The 19,659-nt window shown below is 45.6% G+C and carries 18 protein-coding genes; 8 read left to right on the forward strand and 10 right to left on the reverse strand.

The window, feature by feature from the left end:
- Window positions 1-271 precede the first annotated feature (271 nt).
- Both dusC and rhlE read right to left on the reverse strand, forming a co-directional pair.
- The gene (dusC, locus tag PSI15_RS14335) at window positions 272-1,270 is read right to left on the reverse strand and encodes a tRNA dihydrouridine(16) synthase DusC (RefSeq protein ID WP_273584095.1); all 999 of its coding nucleotides are present in this window, start codon (window positions 1,268-1,270) and stop codon (window positions 272-274) included.
- Between the two features lie 3 nt (window positions 1,271-1,273).
- The gene (gene rhlE / locus PSI15_RS14340) at window positions 1,274-2,755 is read right to left on the reverse strand and encodes an ATP-dependent RNA helicase RhlE (protein ID WP_273584096.1); all 1,482 of its coding nucleotides are present in this window, start codon (window positions 2,753-2,755) and stop codon (window positions 1,274-1,276) included.
- 447 nt (window positions 2,756-3,202) lie between these two features.
- Between rhlE and cecR the strand changes: the two genes are divergently transcribed.
- The 5 genes from cecR to PSI15_RS14365 all read left to right on the forward strand — a co-directional run bounded on the left by cecR (window position 3,203) and on the right by PSI15_RS14365 (window position 8,983).
- Window positions 3,203-3,883: a transcriptional regulator CecR gene (cecR, locus tag PSI15_RS14345; RefSeq protein WP_045969742.1), complete on the forward strand. Its 681-nt coding sequence runs from the start codon at window positions 3,203-3,205 to the stop codon at window positions 3,881-3,883.
- 70 nt (window positions 3,884-3,953) lie between these two features.
- Complete coding sequence (gene hlyD, locus PSI15_RS14350; RefSeq protein WP_273584097.1) at window positions 3,954-4,961, forward strand: secretion protein HlyD; 1,008 nt, start codon at window positions 3,954-3,956, stop codon at window positions 4,959-4,961.
- Window positions 4,962-4,970: 9 nt separating this feature from the next.
- Window positions 4,971-6,707, forward strand: coding sequence for an ATP-binding cassette domain-containing protein (locus tag PSI15_RS14355; protein WP_273584098.1), 1,737 nt, complete (start codon window positions 4,971-4,973; stop codon window positions 6,705-6,707).
- Window positions 6,704-7,864 carry an ABC transporter permease gene (locus PSI15_RS14360; protein WP_273584099.1) on the forward strand — a complete coding sequence of 387 codons (1,161 nt, stop codon included), beginning with the start codon at window positions 6,704-6,706 and terminating at the stop codon, window positions 7,862-7,864. Before PSI15_RS14355 ends, PSI15_RS14360 begins: the two co-directional genes overlap by 4 nt.
- Before the next feature lie 12 nt (window positions 7,865-7,876).
- A complete protein-coding gene (locus PSI15_RS14365; protein WP_273584100.1) occupies window positions 7,877-8,983 on the forward strand; it encodes an ABC transporter permease in 1,107 nt (368 codons plus the stop codon).
- An 87-nt stretch (window positions 8,984-9,070) separates the two neighbouring features.
- On the opposite strand, the gene PSI15_RS14370 is transcribed toward PSI15_RS14365, so the two are convergent.
- A complete protein-coding gene (locus tag PSI15_RS14370; protein WP_273584101.1) occupies window positions 9,071-9,910 on the reverse strand; it encodes an MFS transporter in 840 nt (279 codons plus the stop codon).
- A gap of 147 nt (window positions 9,911-10,057) precedes the next feature.
- Between PSI15_RS14370 and PSI15_RS14375 the strand changes: the two genes are divergently transcribed.
- On the forward strand, window positions 10,058-10,657 hold the full coding sequence (locus PSI15_RS14375) for a TetR/AcrR family transcriptional regulator (RefSeq protein ID WP_273584102.1): 600 nt from the start codon (window positions 10,058-10,060) through the stop codon (window positions 10,655-10,657).
- Window positions 10,658-10,690: 33 nt separating this feature from the next.
- Here PSI15_RS14375 and tenpIN read toward each other — a convergent pair whose 3' ends face one another.
- Window positions 10,691-11,158: a type III toxin-antitoxin system TenpIN family toxin gene (gene tenpIN / locus PSI15_RS14380; RefSeq protein WP_273584103.1), complete on the reverse strand. Its 468-nt coding sequence runs from the start codon at window positions 11,156-11,158 to the stop codon at window positions 10,691-10,693.
- A 520-nt stretch (window positions 11,159-11,678) separates the two neighbouring features.
- On the opposite strand from tenpIN, the gene PSI15_RS14385 reads away from it, so the two are divergent.
- Window positions 11,679-13,061: an IS4 family transposase gene (locus tag PSI15_RS14385; RefSeq protein ID WP_273584104.1), complete on the forward strand. Its 1,383-nt coding sequence runs from the start codon at window positions 11,679-11,681 to the stop codon at window positions 13,059-13,061.
- Window positions 13,062-13,118: 57 nt separating this feature from the next.
- On the opposite strand, the gene PSI15_RS14390 is transcribed toward PSI15_RS14385, so the two are convergent.
- The 5 genes from PSI15_RS14390 to moaA all read right to left on the reverse strand — a co-directional run bounded on the left by PSI15_RS14390 (window position 13,119) and on the right by moaA (window position 16,183).
- Window positions 13,119-13,829 carry a Bax inhibitor-1/YccA family protein gene (locus PSI15_RS14390; protein WP_273584105.1) on the reverse strand — a complete coding sequence of 237 codons (711 nt, stop codon included), beginning with the start codon at window positions 13,827-13,829 and terminating at the stop codon, window positions 13,119-13,121.
- 135 nt (window positions 13,830-13,964) lie between these two features.
- Window positions 13,965-14,429 carry a molybdopterin synthase catalytic subunit MoaE gene (gene moaE / locus PSI15_RS14395; protein ID WP_273584106.1) on the reverse strand — a complete coding sequence of 155 codons (465 nt, stop codon included), beginning with the start codon at window positions 14,427-14,429 and terminating at the stop codon, window positions 13,965-13,967.
- Window positions 14,430-14,431: 2 nt separating this feature from the next.
- Window positions 14,432-14,677 carry a molybdopterin synthase sulfur carrier subunit gene (gene moaD / locus PSI15_RS14400; protein WP_273584107.1) on the reverse strand — a complete coding sequence of 82 codons (246 nt, stop codon included), beginning with the start codon at window positions 14,675-14,677 and terminating at the stop codon, window positions 14,432-14,434.
- On the reverse strand, window positions 14,674-15,153 hold the full coding sequence (gene moaC, locus PSI15_RS14405; protein WP_273584108.1) for a cyclic pyranopterin monophosphate synthase MoaC: 480 nt from the start codon (window positions 15,151-15,153) through the stop codon (window positions 14,674-14,676). Before moaC ends, moaD begins: the two co-directional genes overlap by 4 nt.
- Window positions 15,154-15,202: 49 nt before the next feature.
- Window positions 15,203-16,183: a GTP 3',8-cyclase MoaA gene (gene moaA / locus PSI15_RS14410; protein WP_273584109.1), complete on the reverse strand. Its 981-nt coding sequence runs from the start codon at window positions 16,181-16,183 to the stop codon at window positions 15,203-15,205.
- 215 nt (window positions 16,184-16,398) lie between these two features.
- On the opposite strand from moaA, the gene yvcK reads away from it, so the two are divergent.
- Entirely contained in the window at window positions 16,399-17,307 is a 909-nt protein-coding gene (gene yvcK / locus PSI15_RS14415; RefSeq protein WP_273584110.1) for a uridine diphosphate-N-acetylglucosamine-binding protein YvcK, read from the forward strand.
- A 136-nt stretch (window positions 17,308-17,443) separates the two neighbouring features.
- On the opposite strand, the gene uvrB is transcribed toward yvcK, so the two are convergent.
- Complete coding sequence (uvrB, locus tag PSI15_RS14420) at window positions 17,444-19,471, reverse strand: excinuclease ABC subunit UvrB (protein WP_273584111.1); 2,028 nt, start codon at window positions 19,469-19,471, stop codon at window positions 17,444-17,446.
- Window positions 19,472-19,659: the final 188 nt, after the last annotated feature.

Genomic DNA, 19,659 nt, shown 5'->3' on the forward strand with positions numbered 1-19,659 from the left:
TAATAGAACCATTTACAAAATAATAACCGTCATTAGAATTCAATAAGTTAATAATTAGACAATTGCTATATTTTTATAAAAAAATCAAGTATAAATCTAATCCATCCCTATAAAACCTTTTTAATAAAATAAATTAAATTTAATTGGTATTATTCCTAATTCATAAAAAATAGGGATGTATTTTATTTATCTACATCCCACGAATTCTAAGTTACAACGGTGATAAGGAGACAAATCCCCCAGAAATAGTTACCGGAGGAAAATAATACGCTTAACAGAAAATCGGGGATTCTTTGGTAAGATACCGCTGCCGCGGTAAACATTTATCTACATTATCTACAGCAGAAGAAATCACACCAGCGATCTGAGCAGAGGTTTTTAATGCCCTGATTTGCATAAATAACTCATCTGCTTCACGATATTCTTTACGCAAATACCCTAACCATTGCTTGATTCGGGCAACGTGATACAGCCCCGTATCACCCTGCTTTTCCAGATAAATATATTTTTGCAATAACCTGAGTACACTGCTCCACGGCATCTTGGGTTCGTTATATTTAATCACCCGACTCAAATTTGGCGTATGCAGTGCACCACGGCCGATCATCACCGCATCACATCCTGTCGTTTTGATGCACGCCTGAGCACTTTGCCAATCCCAAATTTCACCGTTGGCAATGACAGGAATAGCAAGGCGACGGCGGATCTCGCCTATCGCCTGCCAATTGATGCGCTCTGCCTTATAACCCGCTTCCTTGGTTCGTCCATGCACCACCAGTTCAGTCGCCCCTGCTTGCTGGACGGCATCCGCAATTTCAAACTGTCGTGCATCAGAATCCCATCCCAGACGGACTTTTACCGTGACCGGCAGATGGGCGGGCACGGCTTCACGCATGGCCCTGGCACCCTGATAGATAAGTTCGGGATCTTTCAATAAAGTAGCGCCTCCACCACTGCCATTCACCGCCTTGGAAGGGCAGCCACAGTTCAGGTCAATGCCCCATGATCCCAGCTCAACTGCCCTGACCGCGTTTTCTGCCAGCCATGCCGGATATTGCCCCAGAAGCTGAACCCTGACCGGTGTTCCCGAGGGTGTGCGGCTCTGATGATGCAGCTCAGGACACAGCCGGTAAAAAGATTTCACCGGCAATAAGCTGTCAACCACACGCAGGAATTCTGTGATACACAGGTCATAATCATTGACTTCACTCAACAATTCCCTGACCAGAGAATCCAAGACACCTTCCATCGGAGCCAGCAAAACGCGCATGGATTACTCTCCCGACGCCGCCGCACGTGGTGCTTTGGTGCTGACCCGCTGACGACGCTGACGCGATGGGGACACGTGATCTGATTTGGCATGGCCTTGCTTGCCAGTGCTGCCTTGACTGCGAGGCTGTTCATTACGCGAACGATTATCGCGAGAACCCTGACCCCAAGGGCTATTTCCGTGAGAATGACTTTCACGTGAATGGTTTTTACGGGAATCGTTTTCACGAGAACGGCTTTCACGCGGGCCATTTTTCCGGGCACTGTTATCACGTGAATTGTTGTTACCGCGTGGACTATTGCCACGATCATTGCGCCCATTCTGAATCGGTTCTGCCTTGATAGAGGGATCAGGTTCATAACCCGCAATGGCAATGCGCGGAATTTCTCGCTTCAACAGGCGCTCGATATCTTTCAGCAGCTTGTGTTCATCGACACACACCAGTGAGAGTGCCTGCCCGGTCGCATCGGCACGCCCGGTACGGCCAATGCGGTGCACATAATCTTCGGCAACGTTTGGCAATTCATAGTTGACGACATGTGGCAACTGATCAATATCCAGTCCACGGGCAGCGATATCCGTTGCGACCAGCGCACGGATGTTCCCCGTCTTGAAATCAGCCAGCGCACGGGTTCTTGCTCCCTGACTCTTGTTACCGTGGATCGCCGCCGCCGTCACGCCATCTTTATTCAACTGTTCCGCCAGTCGGTTTGCCCCATGTTTGGTACGGGTAAATATCAATACCTGTTGCCAATTCTGGCTGCCAATCATGTAAGAGAGCAATTCACCCTTGCGCTTTTTGTCCACAAAATGGATGGATTGTTCAATCTGTTCAGAGGCCGAATTACGCCGAGCAACTTCTACGCTGACCGGTTCTTTCAGCAACTTATTGGCAAGGTTTTTAATTTCATCAGAGAACGTTGCAGAAAAGAGCAGATTTTGGCGTTTTGCCGGCAATTTGTTCAATACACGGCGAATATCGTGGATAAACCCCATGTCCAGCATACGATCCGCTTCATCCAAGACCAGAATTTCAACGCGGGAGAGATCCACGGCATTCTGGTGTTCTAAGTCCAACAAACGCCCCGGTGTAGCGACCAGAATATCCACCCCGCCACGCAACTTCATCATCTGCGGGTTGATACTGACACCGCCGAAGACCACAAACGAACGCAATCTTAGATATTTGCTGTAATCACGCACATTTTCACCCACCTGAGCGGCCAGCTCGCGGGTTGGGGTTAAAATCAATGCCCTGACCGGACGGCGACCTTTTGCCTGCGTCGGGGATTCACTCAAAAGTTGCAGGATAGGCAAGGTAAATCCTGCGGTTTTTCCCGTACCTGTCTGGGCACTGGCCAGTAGATCTTTACCGGATAACACAACAGGAATGGCCTGCTGCTGAATAGGGGTAGGTTCCACGTAGCCTTGTTCTTCAACGGCACGCAAAATATCAGCCTTCAAGCCGAGGGACTCAAAATTCATAAATAAGAAATGCTCCAGACTTCACCATTCCTCATACAATTGAGGGGCAGTTTTATGGGAAGAAAACAGACGCGATAAAACGCAAAGAAATTACACAAACTGCAATGCACCATAGTAGTAACGCAGGATTATAACAGATATGTCTTTCCACGCAGACCCAAAGAATCCAATAAATGAAATAAAAATTGGCTGGATCGCTTTCACCACGGGCAGTGAGTCAAAACAGGCAGATTATTTTTTATGGACATCTATTAAAAAGACAATTTGTGTCAACTTTACATCGAATTACTTTAGCCTTAAAGTTAATCATACGATTGATATATACCCGATAAACTTCAATAACTATCTCCCCGCGCAGCGCGGGGAGATAGTCAAAGCATCTTGAAGTACGGTGAATATATTTTCCGACACTCTCGAAAATTCTTTGTAACAGGAAATAAGTTAACCATGGCAGCAAAGACGGCTCAGACATTACGAGGCGAACAAGCCAAGCAACAACTGCTGGAAGCAGCAATCGAAATTTTTGGCAAATCCGGTCTGGAAGGGGCAACGACCCGCAACATTGCCCAACACGCACAGCAAAATATCGCCGCTATCGCCTACTATTTCGGTTCCAAAGAGGGATTATACCTCGCCGTCGTGCAACACATTGCCGATAAACTAAAATCGGAGTTTTCCCCGCTTATTGACGCTATTGACCGTTTTTTTAATGAAACGCCGAAACCCTATCCAAAAGACCCGATATTGGCATTTATTCATCAGGGGATGGTGAGCTATAACCGTCTGATTTTTGAGAAAAGCAGTATCAATATCAGTCGGATCATGTCCCATGAACAATTGACTCCCACCGAGGCTTACAGTGTCATGCACGAACAGGGGCTGGCCCCCATTTATTCCCGGTTAAATAAACTTATCGCCCATTATATCGGTGCAGATGAACGCCAAATTTCAACCCAGATCCACACCCATGCCTTATTGGGTGAGATCCTCTCTTTCCGTCTGGCCAGGGAAGCTTTGTTGCGCCAAACAGGATGGGACAATATCGGCACCAAGGAATACGAATTAATCAATCAGGTTTTATCTCAACATATCAATTTATTGCTTGATGGATTAAGAAAGAAATCATAAGACGAAAACAGCTTATTATCTCCCCTACTCTGTGGGGAGGGTATCCATTGAACAAGGCATAAGGGATAGTATGAACAGTAAAAAGTTTGCTCTTGCCCTATTGGCGCTCATTGTTGTTATCGGTGCTATTGTTGGTATCTACTATTATCAGGAACAAAACAGCAGGGAGCTAACCCTGTATGGCAATGTCGATGTCAGGACGGTCAACCTTGGATTTCGGGTTGCAGGTAAGCTGGCTAGCCTACAGGTGGATGAAGGTGATGCCATTACTGTCGGTCAGGTGCTGGGTCGCCTTGATGATGCCCCGTTTATTAATGCCTTGAATCAGGCCAAAGCGTCTCGTGATGTCGCCAAGGCAAATCTTGCCAAAGCGGAAGCGGGTTATCGCAGTGAAGAGATCGCTCAGGTACGTTCCGAAGTGGCGCAAAAAGAGTCAGCGTTTCGTTTTGCCGAGAGTTTCCTGAAACGTCAGCAGGGCTTGTGGCAAAGTAAAACTATCTCAGCCAATGATCTGGACAACGCCAGAACCGGACGCAATCAGGCACTGGCCGCTTATCAGGCGGCAAAAGATAAACTGCGCCAGTTCGAAACGGGTTATCGTTTAGAAGAAATTGCCGCGGCAAAAGCTGAGCTGACTCAAGCAGACGCTGGCGTAGCACAAGCCGAACTCAATCTGCAAGATACCCAACTCACCGCGCCATCAGCAGGGATGATCCTGACCAGAGCCATTGAACCCGGCACCATGCTGGCGGCCGGCAATACGGTTTTTACTCTGTCACTCACCCATCCTGTCTGGATCAGGGCCTATATTGATGAACCCAATCTCAATCAGGCTATCGCCGGACGGGAAATCCTGATTTATACCGATGGACGGAAAAATCAGCCCTATCACGGCAAAATCGGTTTTGTTTCTCCGACCGCCGAATTTACCCCCAAAAATGTCGAAACGCCCGATTTAAGAACAGACTTAATTTATCGCCTGCGGATCATTGTCCTCGATCCCGATGGGAGCCTGAAACAAGGAATGCCTGTTACCTTGCGTTTTGCCGATGCAAATTTAACCGAAGCCGGCAAATAAGGCGATCACATGACCAGTTCAGCGTATACGATAAAACTGAACGGCGTGGAGAAAACGTTTCCAGGATTGGATGTTCCTGCTGTCTCTCATCTGCAAGCAGAAATTCAGGGCGGATCAGTGACGGGGCTTGTCGGTCCGGATGGCGCAGGAAAAACCACGCTGATAAGAATGTTGGCCGGGTTGTTGAAGCCTGACAGCGGCAACATCGAAATCATGGGGCTTGATCCCATCAAGGACAGTGTTCAAGTCCGTTCTGAACTCGGTTACATGCCGCAGAAATTTGGCCTGTATGAAGATTTAACCGTCATGGAAAATCTCACGTTATATGCCGATCTGCGTGGGGTATTGGGTGAAGAACGCAAAACCACCTTTCAGAAGTTATTGACCTTTACGGATTTAACCCGTTTTACCGCACGGTTGGCGGGGAAATTGTCGGGCGGCATGAAACAAAAACTGGGGCTGGCTTGTACCTTATTGGGCAGCCCAAAGGTTTTACTGCTGGATGAACCGGGCGTCGGCGTTGATCCCATCGCACGCCGTGAGTTATGGCAAATGGTACATGAACTCGCTTCCGACGGTATGTTGATACTGTGGAGCACTTCTTATTTGGATGAAGCCGAGTTATGTCGTGATGTTTTGCTGATGAACCGGGGTGAATTGCTCTATCGCGGCCAGCCACAAGATTTAACGCAAGGGATTGCCGGCCGATCTTTTTTGCTTGATATCAAGCAAGGTATTCGCCGCAAAACGCTGCAACAGGCCCTCACCCTGCCCCAAGTGACGGATGGTGTGATTCAGGGAAAATATGTTCGTCTGATCTTAAAAGAACAGGCGGATAAAAACGCATTACTGCAACAAATCGGGCTGCCTGAGGGCAATATCGTCGATGCCGAACCGCGTTTCGAAGATGCCTTTATCGATTTATTGGGAGGCGGCCCGTCCCATCGCTCCGAATTAGCGGAGATCATGCCGCAAATCCCGCCCAATCCGACAGAAACCGTGATCGAAGCCCGTGATCTGACGAAAAAATTTGGCGATTTTGCGGCCACTGACCATGTGGATTTTCAGGTGAAACGCGGGGAAATCTTTGGTCTGTTAGGGCCGAATGGTGCCGGAAAATCAACCACCTTCAAAATGATGTGCGGCCTGATGATCCCCACTTCGGGTAAGGCGCTGGTTCTGGATATGGATTTGAAAACTGGTTCAGGCAAGGCTCGCCAGCGCCTTGGCTATATGGCGCAAAAATTCTCACTGTATGGCAACCTGACGGTTGAGCAAAATCTTAAGTTTTTTTCCGGTGTTTACGGCCTGAAAGGTCGCCGTCAACAGGAAAAGATGGCCGGTATGATCCGCGCTTTCAATCTTGAGCCAATTTTATATCAAAAAACGGATAGCCTTCCGCTCGGATTTAAGCAACGGCTCGCCCTTTCCTGTGCATTGATGCACGAGCCTGATATTCTGTTTTTGGATGAGCCCACTTCGGGCGTTGACCCGCTGACCCGCCGCGAATTTTGGCTGCATATTAATGGCATGGTGGATAAAGGGGTCACCGTAATGGTGACAACTCACTTTATGGATGAAGCCGAATACTGTGACCGTATCGGGCTGGTATTTCGTGGCAAACTGATTGCTGCCGGCACACCCGATGAACTGAAACAACTGGTTGCCACGGATAAGCTCCCGAATCCTTCCATGGAAGATGCTTTTATCGATCTCGTGGTGAACTACGATAAGGAGCCGCAATGAGTCATTCTGAACAGGCAACCTCCCAGAAAGCGGTCAGTTTCTCATGGCGTCGCTTGAAAGCACTCTGTATCAAGGAGACGAAACAGATTGTCCGTGATCCCAGCAGTGCGTTGATTGCGGTGGTTATTCCGTTGATGTTGCTGTTTATTTTTGGTTATGGCATTAACCTGGATTCCAGCAAACTTCGCCTCGGTATTCTCATGGAACAACAGAGCGAAGACGCCCGTGAATTCGTGCATGTATTTACCGGATCGCCCTATATTGAGGCCACGATCAGCGACAATCGCCAGCTCTTAATCAAAAAAATGCAGGAAAACCAAATCCGGGGCATTATCGTTATCCCGGTCAATTTTGCTGCCCAGCTTGCCCGCTCAGACAGCCACGCGCCCATTCAGGTGATCACCGATGGCAGTGAACCCAACACTGCGAATTTTGTTCAGGGTTATACCAAAGGCATCTGGCAAATTTGGTTACAACAACGCGGGCAAAATCATGGGGTATCCACCACGCCCTTGATTGATACGCAAATTCGCTACTGGTTTAATCCCGCTGCCATCAGCCGGCATTTTCTCATTCCCGGCGCCATTTCCATTATCATCACCGTGGTAGGCGCCATTCTGACTTCACTGGTGGTCGCCCGTGAATGGGAGCGCGGAACGATGGAAGCGCTGCTTTCAACCCAAGTGACCCGCACCGAGTTACTGCTCGCCAAGTTATTGCCTTATCAATTGCTCGGCTCTTTTGTCATGGTACTTTGCATGATATTCACGGTATTTGTGCTGGGGGTTCCCTATCGCGGCTCACTTTGGGTATTGGCACTCGTCTCCAGCCTCTATCTGGCTACCGCCTTGGGGATGGGATTGCTGATTTCCACCCTGACACGTAACCAGTTTAATGCGGCGATGATCTCGCTAAATGCGGCTTTTTTACCTGCCATCATGTTGTCTGGTTTTGTGTTTGAGATAGACAGTATGCCGGTGCTGATTCAGGCTTCGACTTATGTCATACCCGCACGTTACTTTGTCAGCAGCCTACAGACACTCTTTCTGGCCGGCAATATTGGCACGGTATTAATGACCAATCTGCTCCTGTTAATCGCCAGTTCGATTGTCTTTATCGGCCTGACCGCGTGGAAAACCCGTCGGCATCTGGATTAAAAAGGAAAGCGCATGTTTTATCGTCTGTATACCCTCATCATGAAAGAGTTGCAGTCTCTTCTGAGAGAACCGCAAACACGGAACATTTTGATTTTGACCGTGATTATCCAGATGATCCTGTTTCCGTGGGCAGCCACGCTGGAAGTCAAAAACGCCACCATTGCCATTTATAACGAGGATAAAGGGCAGGCATCGATTGAGTTAACCCAGCGGCTGGCAAAATCAAAAGCTTTTCCTGATGTTATTTTGCTGACCAGTTCACAAGCCATCCGCCCGACGCTGGATGACCGTAAAGCGCTGCTGCTGGTGCGTTTTCCCCAAAATTTCAGTGCTAATCTCGCCAATCATCATCCGGCTTCAATCCAGGTTTTGCTGGACGGGCGTAATTCAAACAGCGCTCAGATTGCGGCCAACTATATCCAGCAAATCGTACTGGATTACCAGAAGCAGTTATTGGGCAATAGCGCTGATTTCAATAACAGTGAATTAATTATTCGTAACTGGTATAACGCAAATTTAGATTATAAGTGGTTTGTTGTCCCGTCACTGGTTGCCATGATTACCACCATTGGCGTGCTCATCGTGACGGCACTGTCGGTCGCCCGTGAACGGGAACAGGGCACGCTGGATCAATTGCTGGTTTCCCCATTGGCGACGTGGCAAATTTTCCTTGGCAAAGCCATTCCGGCGTTAGTCGTCGCGACCATGCAGGCCAGTATTGTGTTGCTGATTGGCACCCTGTTTTATCAAATTCCGTTCGCCGGTTCATTGCTGCTATTTTATGGCTGCATGTTAATTTACGGCTTATCTCTGGTGGGTTTCGGCCTGCTGATTTCTGCGGTCTGTTCCACCCAACAACAAGCATTTATTGGGGTATTTGTGTTTATGATGCCCGCAATTCTGCTTTCTGGTTATATCTCTCCGGTTGAGAATATGCCGGTTTGGTTACAAAACATCACTTGGATTAACCCCATTCGGCATTTTACGGATATCACCAAGCAGATTTATTTGAAAGGGGCAGATTTAGCCGTTATCTGGCCCAATTTATGGCCGTTGTTGGTCATTACTGCAACAACCGGGGGGATCGCTTATCGGTTGTTTCGCAGCAAGATTGCTTGATAATCCCTTTACTCAATATAAGACCCTAATCAATAGGAGAGAGCGGATATTGATAAATTCTGCTCTCTTTCGTAAGGTTTTCTTTTTTCAGGGGGTATCTAAAGTTGATAACCGGATCATATTACGCTGCATCAATCGATAACCAGAGGCTGCGGCCAAGAATATAATGATACCGGCAACCAAAGTCACAAAAAATCCTGATTGAATTCCCATTTTATCTATCACCCATCCAGTCACCGAAGCGCCACAAGCAATGCCAATACCCAATCCTGTTACCATCCAAGTTAAACCCTCAGTCAAATTGCGGGAAGGCACCATATTTTCCACTAAGCTCATTGCAACAATCATTGTTGGAGCAAAAAATAAACCAGAAACAAATACCATCGCAGCAAGTGTCAAAACATCATGAGCCAGCAACAACGGTATTGTTGTCAGCATTGTTGCTAGTGACGTAAACATAAACATACGTGGTAAAGCGATATTTATTTTAATGGACCCGAATGCTAACCCCGACAGGCAAGAACCAATGGCATAGACCGATAAGACAATACTTGCAGCGGCAGTTTTCCCATGCTGTTCAGCAAAAGCCACGCTAATAACATCAATAGTGCCTACAATGGTTCCCAATGCGATTAATGACAAAATCAATATTTGTATTGAGGGCATTTTTAAAATAATACTTTTATTTTCAACGCAATAAGGATACACAGGCGGCTCTGTTTGTTTTTGTAATACGAAAATCGTTATTCCAATAGCCAGTAAAAGTCGCCGCAACACCCCCGCAATCCAATAAGATCCCCTCAACTGCGAGAGCATAGTAATAATCCCTATTCCTGCCATCGAAATGGGTATTCGCGCAATTAATCCAGCAATAGAAAATGCAAGTGTTCCAGGTGCGCCAAACAATTCTTTGTACGGATTAACCATAAATACTCCTGAGTGATTTATGAAATCGACGGGCTTATAAAATATAGGGTTACCAAAATACTTACATACGGGAAGTATGTTAATCTAATTGACATTCATTCTGTATGTCAATTATAAAAACCGGCAATATAAATTTGGAGTCGTGATATGGTTCGCAAACCCAGAGCAGAAATGATTGAAGAAACCCGACGGAAGTTAATCGCAACAGCACGTCAACAGTTTGGAACTGTAGGGTATTTAAACACCGTTATGGATGATTTAACGGCTAAAGTAGGCATGACCAGAGGGGCTTTATATCATCACTTCGGGGATAAAAAAGGGTTATTTCTTGCTGTATTACAACAAATTGATGCGGAAATGGATGCCCGTCTGACAGAAATTTCAAGCCGAGAAACAGAAACTTGGACAGCATTCACAGTTCGGTGTCATACGTATTTGAAAATGGCTATAGAACCGGAAATACAGCGGATAGCTTTATGTGACGCATCATCTGTTTTAGATCCTGAGCAGTTACAAACGGCCAGACTACAATGTATTACATCAATCGCCACGCTGTTAAACACACTGATGGACGAGGGTCAGATTACTGTTACTTCTCCTGAAATTTTGGCTCGCTTAATCAATGGAGGGCTTATGGATACCGCTTTGTGGATTGCCAAACATCAACACCATAATCTTGCTTTATCTGAAGCCTTAAATGCTCTTGATGTTTTATTAGGTGGATTAAAGCGTAAGATAAAAACTTAACAAGTAAATTAAATTACTTGAGTTACATATAATTTATATACCTAACTGGTTATGGTAATTTTGAAGCGTAGTAAAACGGTATTCCAGACTATTCAGAACATGTTTATCACTGGTTTTAACTGCCTTAATATATTTTTCTACATATTTCTCAAATTTATTTGTAATGAAACATTCTTTTCCCTGAATTTTTTTATGTTGTTCTGCCGGAATTAAAAATATTTCATCAGACACATATTTTGGATTGGTGATTAATAACGCTTTCGAGTAATCCAGACCTTTTCCTTTGCTACCTTTTTGATTGGCTTTTTGTGTAATATAAGCTGCGTTATGTTTAATCGAAGTTCTAAGAGGGATCGCAAAAGTTAACTTATGGATGTTTATTATAACAATACCATGTCCACGAGTTTTACCTGGTATCCAATTTCCACCTTCATTATCAAGTGCTTGTATAAGATGAGTGTTATCACCATAGAAGGCTTGATCCAATTTTCTTAATTTCATCCTGATCACTTTTATGCAGATCAAAAAAAAACCCCAATTCAGGGGTTTTTCTGGCAGTTAATTCTATTTGGAAATTTCTGTTTTTTACGTGGGGCTTTCCTACCGCCACCATACTTCTGTTTGGAGGTTTCTGTTTTTTACGTGGGGCTCTCCTACCACCACAAACTGCCTTTATATAGTACTACTTAAATATGAGGTTGTCAATCCACTTAACGCCTTGATGCTATATTTTTCCGGTCAGTTGCTTATGCCCCATAATATTCCTTCATTTGGCAAAAAAATTACTGACTATCTATAGAAATTGGCTATCAAGCCGGTAGCTTATTAGGTGAATCCAAGAAATATTAAAATTAACTATAGGAAAATGAGATATTTTTTGTATTCACAATGCCTATAAGTAAAAAGCCCCGCGAGTGCCTGTCTCTTCTACACAAATCCCTCAGTAACAACGAGGGATTTTTTATTGAACTTTTTTAATTAACGTTGATCTGATCCTAAAAGTCTATTTTAGGATAATTTTATGTTTTCTATTGATACTTCTGTCTGGGCGCAAGCAACATTCCAACAGGCTAAATTAGGTGATGCACGTCGAACGAAAAGGCTTATTCTGCTTGCTAGCCAACTGGCGGCTAATACGGGTAAATCCATTGTGCAAGCCCATTCTTCAAGCGCTGAGATTGAAGCGGCTTATCGTTTTGTTCGTAACGATGATATTGACGCCCAAGCCATTGCTGAAGCCGGTTTTGCGGCAACGGTTGATGCCTGTATGGCTCATAACTGTTTATTAGCGTTGGAAGACAGCACTTCTTTGGAGTTTAAGCACCCAACAGCTGCAACTGAGCTAGGACACACAACATCTCATAAAAATTCATCAGGTTTACACGCTCATTCTGTTTTACTCTTTTCACCAGAGGAGCAACAGGTTATTGGCTTAATTGAACAACATCGTTGGACTCGGGATAGTGCTGCTTATGGGCAACGTAAAGACCGAAATCGGCGCGCTTATGAAGATAAAGAGAGTTATAAATGGCAACGCGCCTCACAAGCTATGTCATTGAGACTCGGCGAACAAATGAACAAAGTCATCTCTGTTTGTGACAGAGAAGCGGATATTATTGAATATCTTCGATATAAAACAGAGCAACAACAGAGATTTGTTGTTCGTTCCATGCAAAGTCGATGCATTGAGCAAGCTGATGATAGGCTTCACCCATTTAGTGCATCACTATGCAGTGCTGGGGAACGGAGCGTCCATGTTCAACAAAAAGGCGGTCGTAAATCAAGATATGCCATCTGTGATATTCGATTTGCGCCTATTTCGATAAAAATACCCTCAAATAAAACGGGGCATTCCATCTCACTTTTTTATGTTGGTTGTCAGGAACAAGGTGATAGCGAAGGATTATGTTGGCACCTTTTAACCAGTGAACCTGTTACGACGGCCAAGCAAGCACAGCAAATCCTTGAGTATTATGAAAAACGTTGGTTAATCGAAGATTTTCATAAATCATGGAAAACAGGGGGAACACAAGTCAAAGAACTTCGTATGCAAAGCAAAGACAATTTGGAACGAATGATAGTGGTATTAGCGTTTATTGCGGTTCGTATCCAACAGTTTCGCTATCTTAGTTTACAAACAGAGCGAGCCCAAAAAATAGAGTGTGAAACTCTATTGAGCCCGGTCGCGTGGAAATTACTGTGGTTGAAAACGGAGTCAGAAAAACGGCCAAAACAAGTGCCGAGTCTGCATTGGGCCTATTTACGATTAGGCAAGCTGTCCGGTTGGAATGACAGTAAACGAACAGGAATAGTGGGTTGGCAGAGACTGTGGGAAGGTTGGTTCAAACTTCAAACCCTTCTCGAAGGCTACCAACTTGCACTGTCTCTTGAGTCAGATATGTGATCAAGAGACAGGCATTAGTAGGGCTTTTTACATTAAAGAATGATTAGGTATAAATAATTACCGACGATCACCCAGAATACGCAGCAACATTAAGAACAGGTTAATGAAGTCCAGATATAGCGTCAGTGCACCAATAATCGAGTATCTGCGCAAGTTCTCCTTATCATTAACATCCAATTGTTCACCCATTTCTTTCAGTTTTTGCGTATCGTATGCCGTTAAACCCGCAAAAACCACCACACCGATGTAGGTGATCACCCACATCAATGCCGGGCTTTTCAGCCAGATATTTAATAAAGAAGCCAGAACAATGCCGATTAACCCCATAAACAGGAAGCTACTCAGACCGCTCAGGCTACGCTTGGTGGTATAACCATAAACGCTCAATGCACCAAACATACCCGCTGAAATGACAAATGTGCTGGCAATTGAGCTACTGGTGTAAAATTTAAAGATACTGGAAAGTGTCAACCCTGTCAGCATGGAATACAGCATGAACAACCCTGTCGCCAATGCTCCACTCATTTTATGAACCAAACCAGACAGCACAAAAACTAATGCAAGCTGTGCAATGACTAAGCCATAGAAAACAATGGAGCTACTGAAAATGGCGTCTAAAATGTCAGGTGTATTTGCCACATACCATGCAACAAATGCGGTTAACAACAAGCCACAAGTCATCCAACCATAGACTTGTGCCATGTACGTTTGTATACCAGAACCTGCTTTCTGAACAATCGAACCATTAGAACGTTGATATCGGTCCATGACGATTACCTTTTCATCACAATGTTTAGGGATTAAGAATGTTTAAAAATAAACAATCTATGCAAAAGTTATACATTAGCATAGAACATTAATAAAACCATCCGCCAATGAATGGCTATTTCAGTGACATATTATTTACCTATTCCGTTTCCAGCGATTTGCCGCATCGCGATCACCCGGTCTTGCCTCTACCCAGCGCTCTCCCTCCGCCAGAGATTCTTTTTTCCAGAATGGGGCTTGGGTTTTCAGATAGTCCATGATGAATTCCGTTGCCATAAAGGCCATATCGCGGTGAGAACTGGTGGCACCTACAAATACAATCTCATCCCCTGGATATAATTCACCAATGCGATGGATAACACTGACTCGTTGCAACGGCCAACGTTCATGAGCTTCGTCAACAATTTGCTGCAATATCTTTTCTGTCATGCCGGCATAATGCTCCAATGTCAGTGCCTTAACATGATCGCCCAGATTATGGTTGCGAACTTTTCCGGTAAAAGTCACAACCGCGCCATCTTCATCACATTGCGAAAGCCATTGATATTCTTCGCCAACATGGAATGTCTCCCGTTGAACACGGATCCGCGTATATTTCATTTCTATCCCCCCGTCACCGGCGGGAAAAAAGCCACTTCATCCCCTTCATTCAAAGCATATTCTGCATGAGTAAAAGACTGGTTCACAGCAGATAACACTTTACCTTCCTCCAGTGCCAGCGCCCATCGTTCCCCCCTTTCGGTCAGTGCCTGACGAAGATGCGCGACCGTTGGGTAGTCATTCGGCAGTTCAAGTGAATCCGTCCCCACCAATTCACGGACTTGAGCAAAAAACAGTACTTTTATCATGCCTCCACCTTAAAATTTCCTGATTTGCCACCACTTTTTGCCAATAAACGCACAGAGCTTATGACCATATCTTTTTGCACGGCTTTGCACATGTCATAAATGGTCAAAGCCGCTACCGATGCCGCAGTCAGAGCCTCCATTTCCACACCGGTTTTCCCTGTTAAGCGGCAACAGGATTCGATTCTGACTCGATGGTGTTCTGTTTGTGCTTCCAGCTGGACTTCTACTTTACTGAGCAGCAGTGGATGGCAAAGCGGGATTAATTCCCATGTCCGCTTCGCCGCCTGAATACCCGCAATACGGGCAGTCGCAAAAACATCCCCTTTGTGGTGATCGCCTGTAACAATCATGGCTAAAGTTTCAGCCTGCATTTCAACGAACGCTTCTGCCCGTGCTTCACGTACCGTTTCCGCTTTGACAGAAATATCCACCATATGCGCTTCACCCGCCGTATTGATATGGGTTAATTGAGACATTCTTTACTCCTAAAAAATTGCGCCTGAAAAATAAAATCTTGCCGCTAAGTTAGCCGCCAATAAAAGAAAGATTCGGGGTAATGCCGCTGTCACCCTGATGTAGAAAATGCGTTTCACGCTTATGCCGCAAGCCTTCTTGAATACGTCGTTTCAAAGCAGACAGTGAGGCATCATCCGACAATAAATCACGCAATGGAATGCCCTGTTCACCAAACAAGCATAAATGCAAATTGCCAATGGCGGATACCCTCAGACGATTGCAGCTTTGGCAAAAATCTTTTTCATACGGCATGATAAGGCCAATTTCGCCCTGATAATCGGGATGGCGGAAAACCTGAGCCGGCCCATCACTCCGCGCACGTTGTTGCTGTTGCCACCCCTGTTGCAATAGTTGACGGCGGATCACTGCGCCAGAAAGATGATGGTGATGAAAAATGTCACTGCCCTCCCCCGTTTCCATCAATTCAATAAAGCGCAACTGGATAGCACGAGGTTTAATCCAGGCAAGAAAAGCAGGCAGATTGGTATCATTGACATTCTTCATCAGCACGACATTCACTTTTACTGTGTTGAATCCCGCCTCAAAAGCCGCGTCAATGCCACGCATAATCTGGAAAAACTTATCTTGCCCAGTAATCGCGTAAAATTGACGGGGATCTAAACTATCAACACTCACGTTAATCGCGGTCAGGCCAGCCCGTTTCCATTGGGAAACCGCCCGCGCCAGACGGTAGCCGTTCGTTGTCACAGCAATTTTTTTAATGTGTGAGTTTTCATGAACCGCTGAAATAATGTCGCAGAAATCACGGCGCATGGTGGGTTCTCCCCCTGTCAGACGAATTTTTTCTGTGCCAAGTTCAGCAAATGCTCGGCTAACGCGCCGAATTTCTGGCAGGGAAAGAAATGATTTGTGGCCATGAGGCCGATATCCATCAGGCAGACAATAGGTGCAACGAAAGTTACACACATCAGTAATAGACAATCTCAAGTAATAAAACTTGCGTGAGAATACATCGACGAGTTGTTCCATAATAACACCTTCCTGGTACGGGTGCGCTTGCCGGAGATTCTAACGCTTAAGATAATAAAAAGCGAATACCATAACCGATATCTATCTTATTATACAAAGAGTTAACTCATGGTGATAATATCCGCTTCCTGCGGTATTTCTGAAAGCATCATAGTTTGTGATAGATTACATGCGATTTATTAAAGCCCTTACGTTTAGCCAGTAACAGGAATCCTATGCGAAATCGCACATTAGCTGATTTGGATCGCGTTGTCGCCCTCGGCGGTGGTCATGGACTTGGACGCGTCATGTCTTCTCTTTCTTCCCTCGGTGCCCGCCTGACAGGCATTGTCACGACAACAGACAATGGCGGCTCAACCGGTAGAATACGACGCTCGGAGGGGGGGATCGCATGGGGCGATATGCGCAATTGCCTCAATCAGTTAATCACGGAACCCACCGTTGCTTCTGCCATGTTTGAATATCGCTTCAGTGGCAATGGCGAATTATCTGGACATAATTTGGGCAATTTAATGTTGAAAGCGCTGGATCATTTAAGTGTCCGCCCTCTTGAGGCGATTAACCTGATCCGCAATCTACTGAAAGTCAATGCACAGTTGATTCCTATGTCAGAGCAGTCGGTTGATTTAATGGCTGTTGATGATCAAGGTAATACCGTGTATGGCGAAGTGAATATCGATAAGCTCAATTGTGTACCACGGGAACTATTGCTTTACCCTCATGTCACCGCCACAAAAGAAGCCCTGGAGGCTATTGAGCAAGCCGATTTGATTTTGATCGGCCCAGGTAGTTTTTTCACCAGCTTAATGCCATTGTTATTACTGGAAGATCTGACACAATCCCTGCGCCGCAGTAATGCTAACATGATTTATATCAGCAACTTAGGCAAAGAACTCAGCCATGCTGCCGCGGAACTCTCATTAAAAGATAAACTTGAAATCATGGAAAGCAAGATTGGCCGCAAGATAATTAACGCGCTGATTATCGACCCGCGTACTGATATCAGCCCTTTCAGCGACCGGATCGTGACACAACAGGTTTTGGAAGCACAGGATATTCCTTACCGCCATGACCGTGAATTATTACATCAGGCCATTGAACATACTCTGCAAAAATTGGGATAGCTATTTCTGGCTGGATATATACTCGTCGTACTTTCAAGATGCTTTTATTATCACCCCGTGCGGCGGGGCGATAATAAATTACTTTCGTCTTGCAAGCTGCAATTTGACGTTGATCGGGTATATTTCAAATTAATTTTCAGGAGTTGGCGATAAATTGTGCCCGCAGTGCCTGAACCTGATCACGAATATTGGCCGCCAATTCAAACTCAAGATCCCGTGCATATTGGTGCATTTTCTCTTCCAGCTGACAGATTTTGTGCTCCAGCTCTTTCGCCGGCAAGTTGCGGTAATCGTCCGTACCCGCGGAAGTTTTACTTTTTCCTCTCGCTTTCCCTTTACCATTGACCGGCTGACCAATTTTCAAAATGTCACTGATTTTTTTGTTCAGTCCTTGCGGCACAATACCGTGTTCTTCGTTAAATGCCCGCTGCTTAGCACGACGGCGCTCTGTTTCTTCGATGGCTTTCGCCATCGAATTTGTGATCTTGTCTCCATATAAAATGGCCTTACCATGCAGGTTACGCGCTGCACGGCCGATGGTCTGGATCAGAGAGCGCTCTGAACGCAGGAAACCCTCTTTGTCTGCATCCAACACAGCGACAAGGGAAACTTCCGGCATATCCAAACCTTCACGCAGTAAGTTAATGCCAACCAAAACATCAAATTCACCAAGACGCAGATCACGGATAATTTCTACCCGTTCAACGGTATCAATATCGGAATGGAGATAACGCACGCGTTCGCCATGCTCTTCCAGGTATTCAGTCAAGTCTTCCGCCATTCGTTTGGTTAAGGTTGTGACCAACACTCGCTCATTTTTTGCTGCACAGATACGGATCTCAGACAGTAAATCATCCACCTGAGTTGCCACAGGACGCACTTCGACTTCAGGATCAATGAGCCCCGTCGGGCGCACAACTTGTTCAACCACTTCGTGACCCGATTTTTCCAGTTCATAGTTGCCGGGCGTAGCGGAAACATAAATGGTCTGCGGAGCCAACGCCTCAAACTCCTCAAACCGCAGAGGGCGGTTATCCAGCGCGGATGGCAAACGGAAACCATATTCCACCAATGTTTCCTTACGGGAGCGATCTCCCTTGTACATGCCGCCAATCTGAGGAATAGTCACGTGGGATTCATCCACCACCAGTAAACCCTCTGCTGGCAGGTAGTCAAACAGTGTCGGCGGGGGTTCACCGGCAGAACGCCCAGACAGATAACGGGAGTAGTTTTCAATGCCAGAGCAATAACCCAATTCATTCATCATTTCGAGATCAAATTGGGTTCGCTGAGTAATGCGCTGCTCTTCCAGTAATTTATCTGACGACAACAGAACCTTGCGCCGTTGTTCCAGCTCCGTTTTGATCTCTTCCATCGCCTGAAGGATACGTTCGCGCGGTGTCACATAGTGGGTCTTGGGGTAGATGGTATAACGCAGCACATTGTATTGAACCTGCCCCGTCAGCGGATCAAACAGAGACAGACGCTCGACTTCATCATCAAATAATTCTACGCGCAAGGCACGCTCATCCGATTCTGCGGGGAAAATATCAATGACTCCACCACGCACCCGAAATGTTCCGCGTTGGAATGCCTGATCATTGCGGGTATATTGTAATTCCGCCAGACGACACAAGATGGCACGCTGGTCAATTAACATACCCTTCGTCAAATGCAGCATCATTTTCAAATAGCTATCAGGATCACCCAAACCATAAATCGCAGAGACCGAAGCCACCACAACGACATCACGGCGTTCCAGCAAGGCTTTCGTTGCAGACAGACGCATCTGTTCAATATGTTCATTCACTGAAGCGTCTTTTTCGATAAAAGTGTCGGAACTGGGCACATAGGCTTCAGGCTGATAATAATCGTAATAGGAAACAAAATACTCCACGGCATTTTCAGGGAAGAACTCTTTCATTTCGCTATAAAGCTGTGCCGCTAATGTTTTATTAGGGGCAAGGATCATCGTGGGTCGATTTAGATTTGCGATCACATTGGCAATCGTGAAAGTTTTACCCGACCCCGTTACCCCCAGAAGTGTCTGATGAGCGAGTCCATCTTCCAGCCCTTCTTGTAATTGTCTGATGGCCGATGGCTGATCGCCTCCCGGTTTAAAATCAGAATGTAACTTGAATACCTTGCTCGTTTCTTTGCTCATTTTCCCCACGCCATCCGTACACTGACAAAACGCTTTTATGATACTGGATAAAAAAACAGCTTCAAGTCAATTAGCAAAATAATGTCTTACCGCAATATGATAATAACTTTTCGGTATTAACCTTTAGTTAACATTAATAGTGGCTATTTTTATCCCCAGATAATGATCTTGCTTTTTTCTATTTTTGT

Origin of the sequence: Xenorhabdus sp. PR6a (genome assembly GCF_028599065.1) — a bacterium.
Lineage (GTDB): Bacteria > Pseudomonadota > Gammaproteobacteria > Enterobacterales > Enterobacteriaceae > Xenorhabdus > Xenorhabdus doucetiae.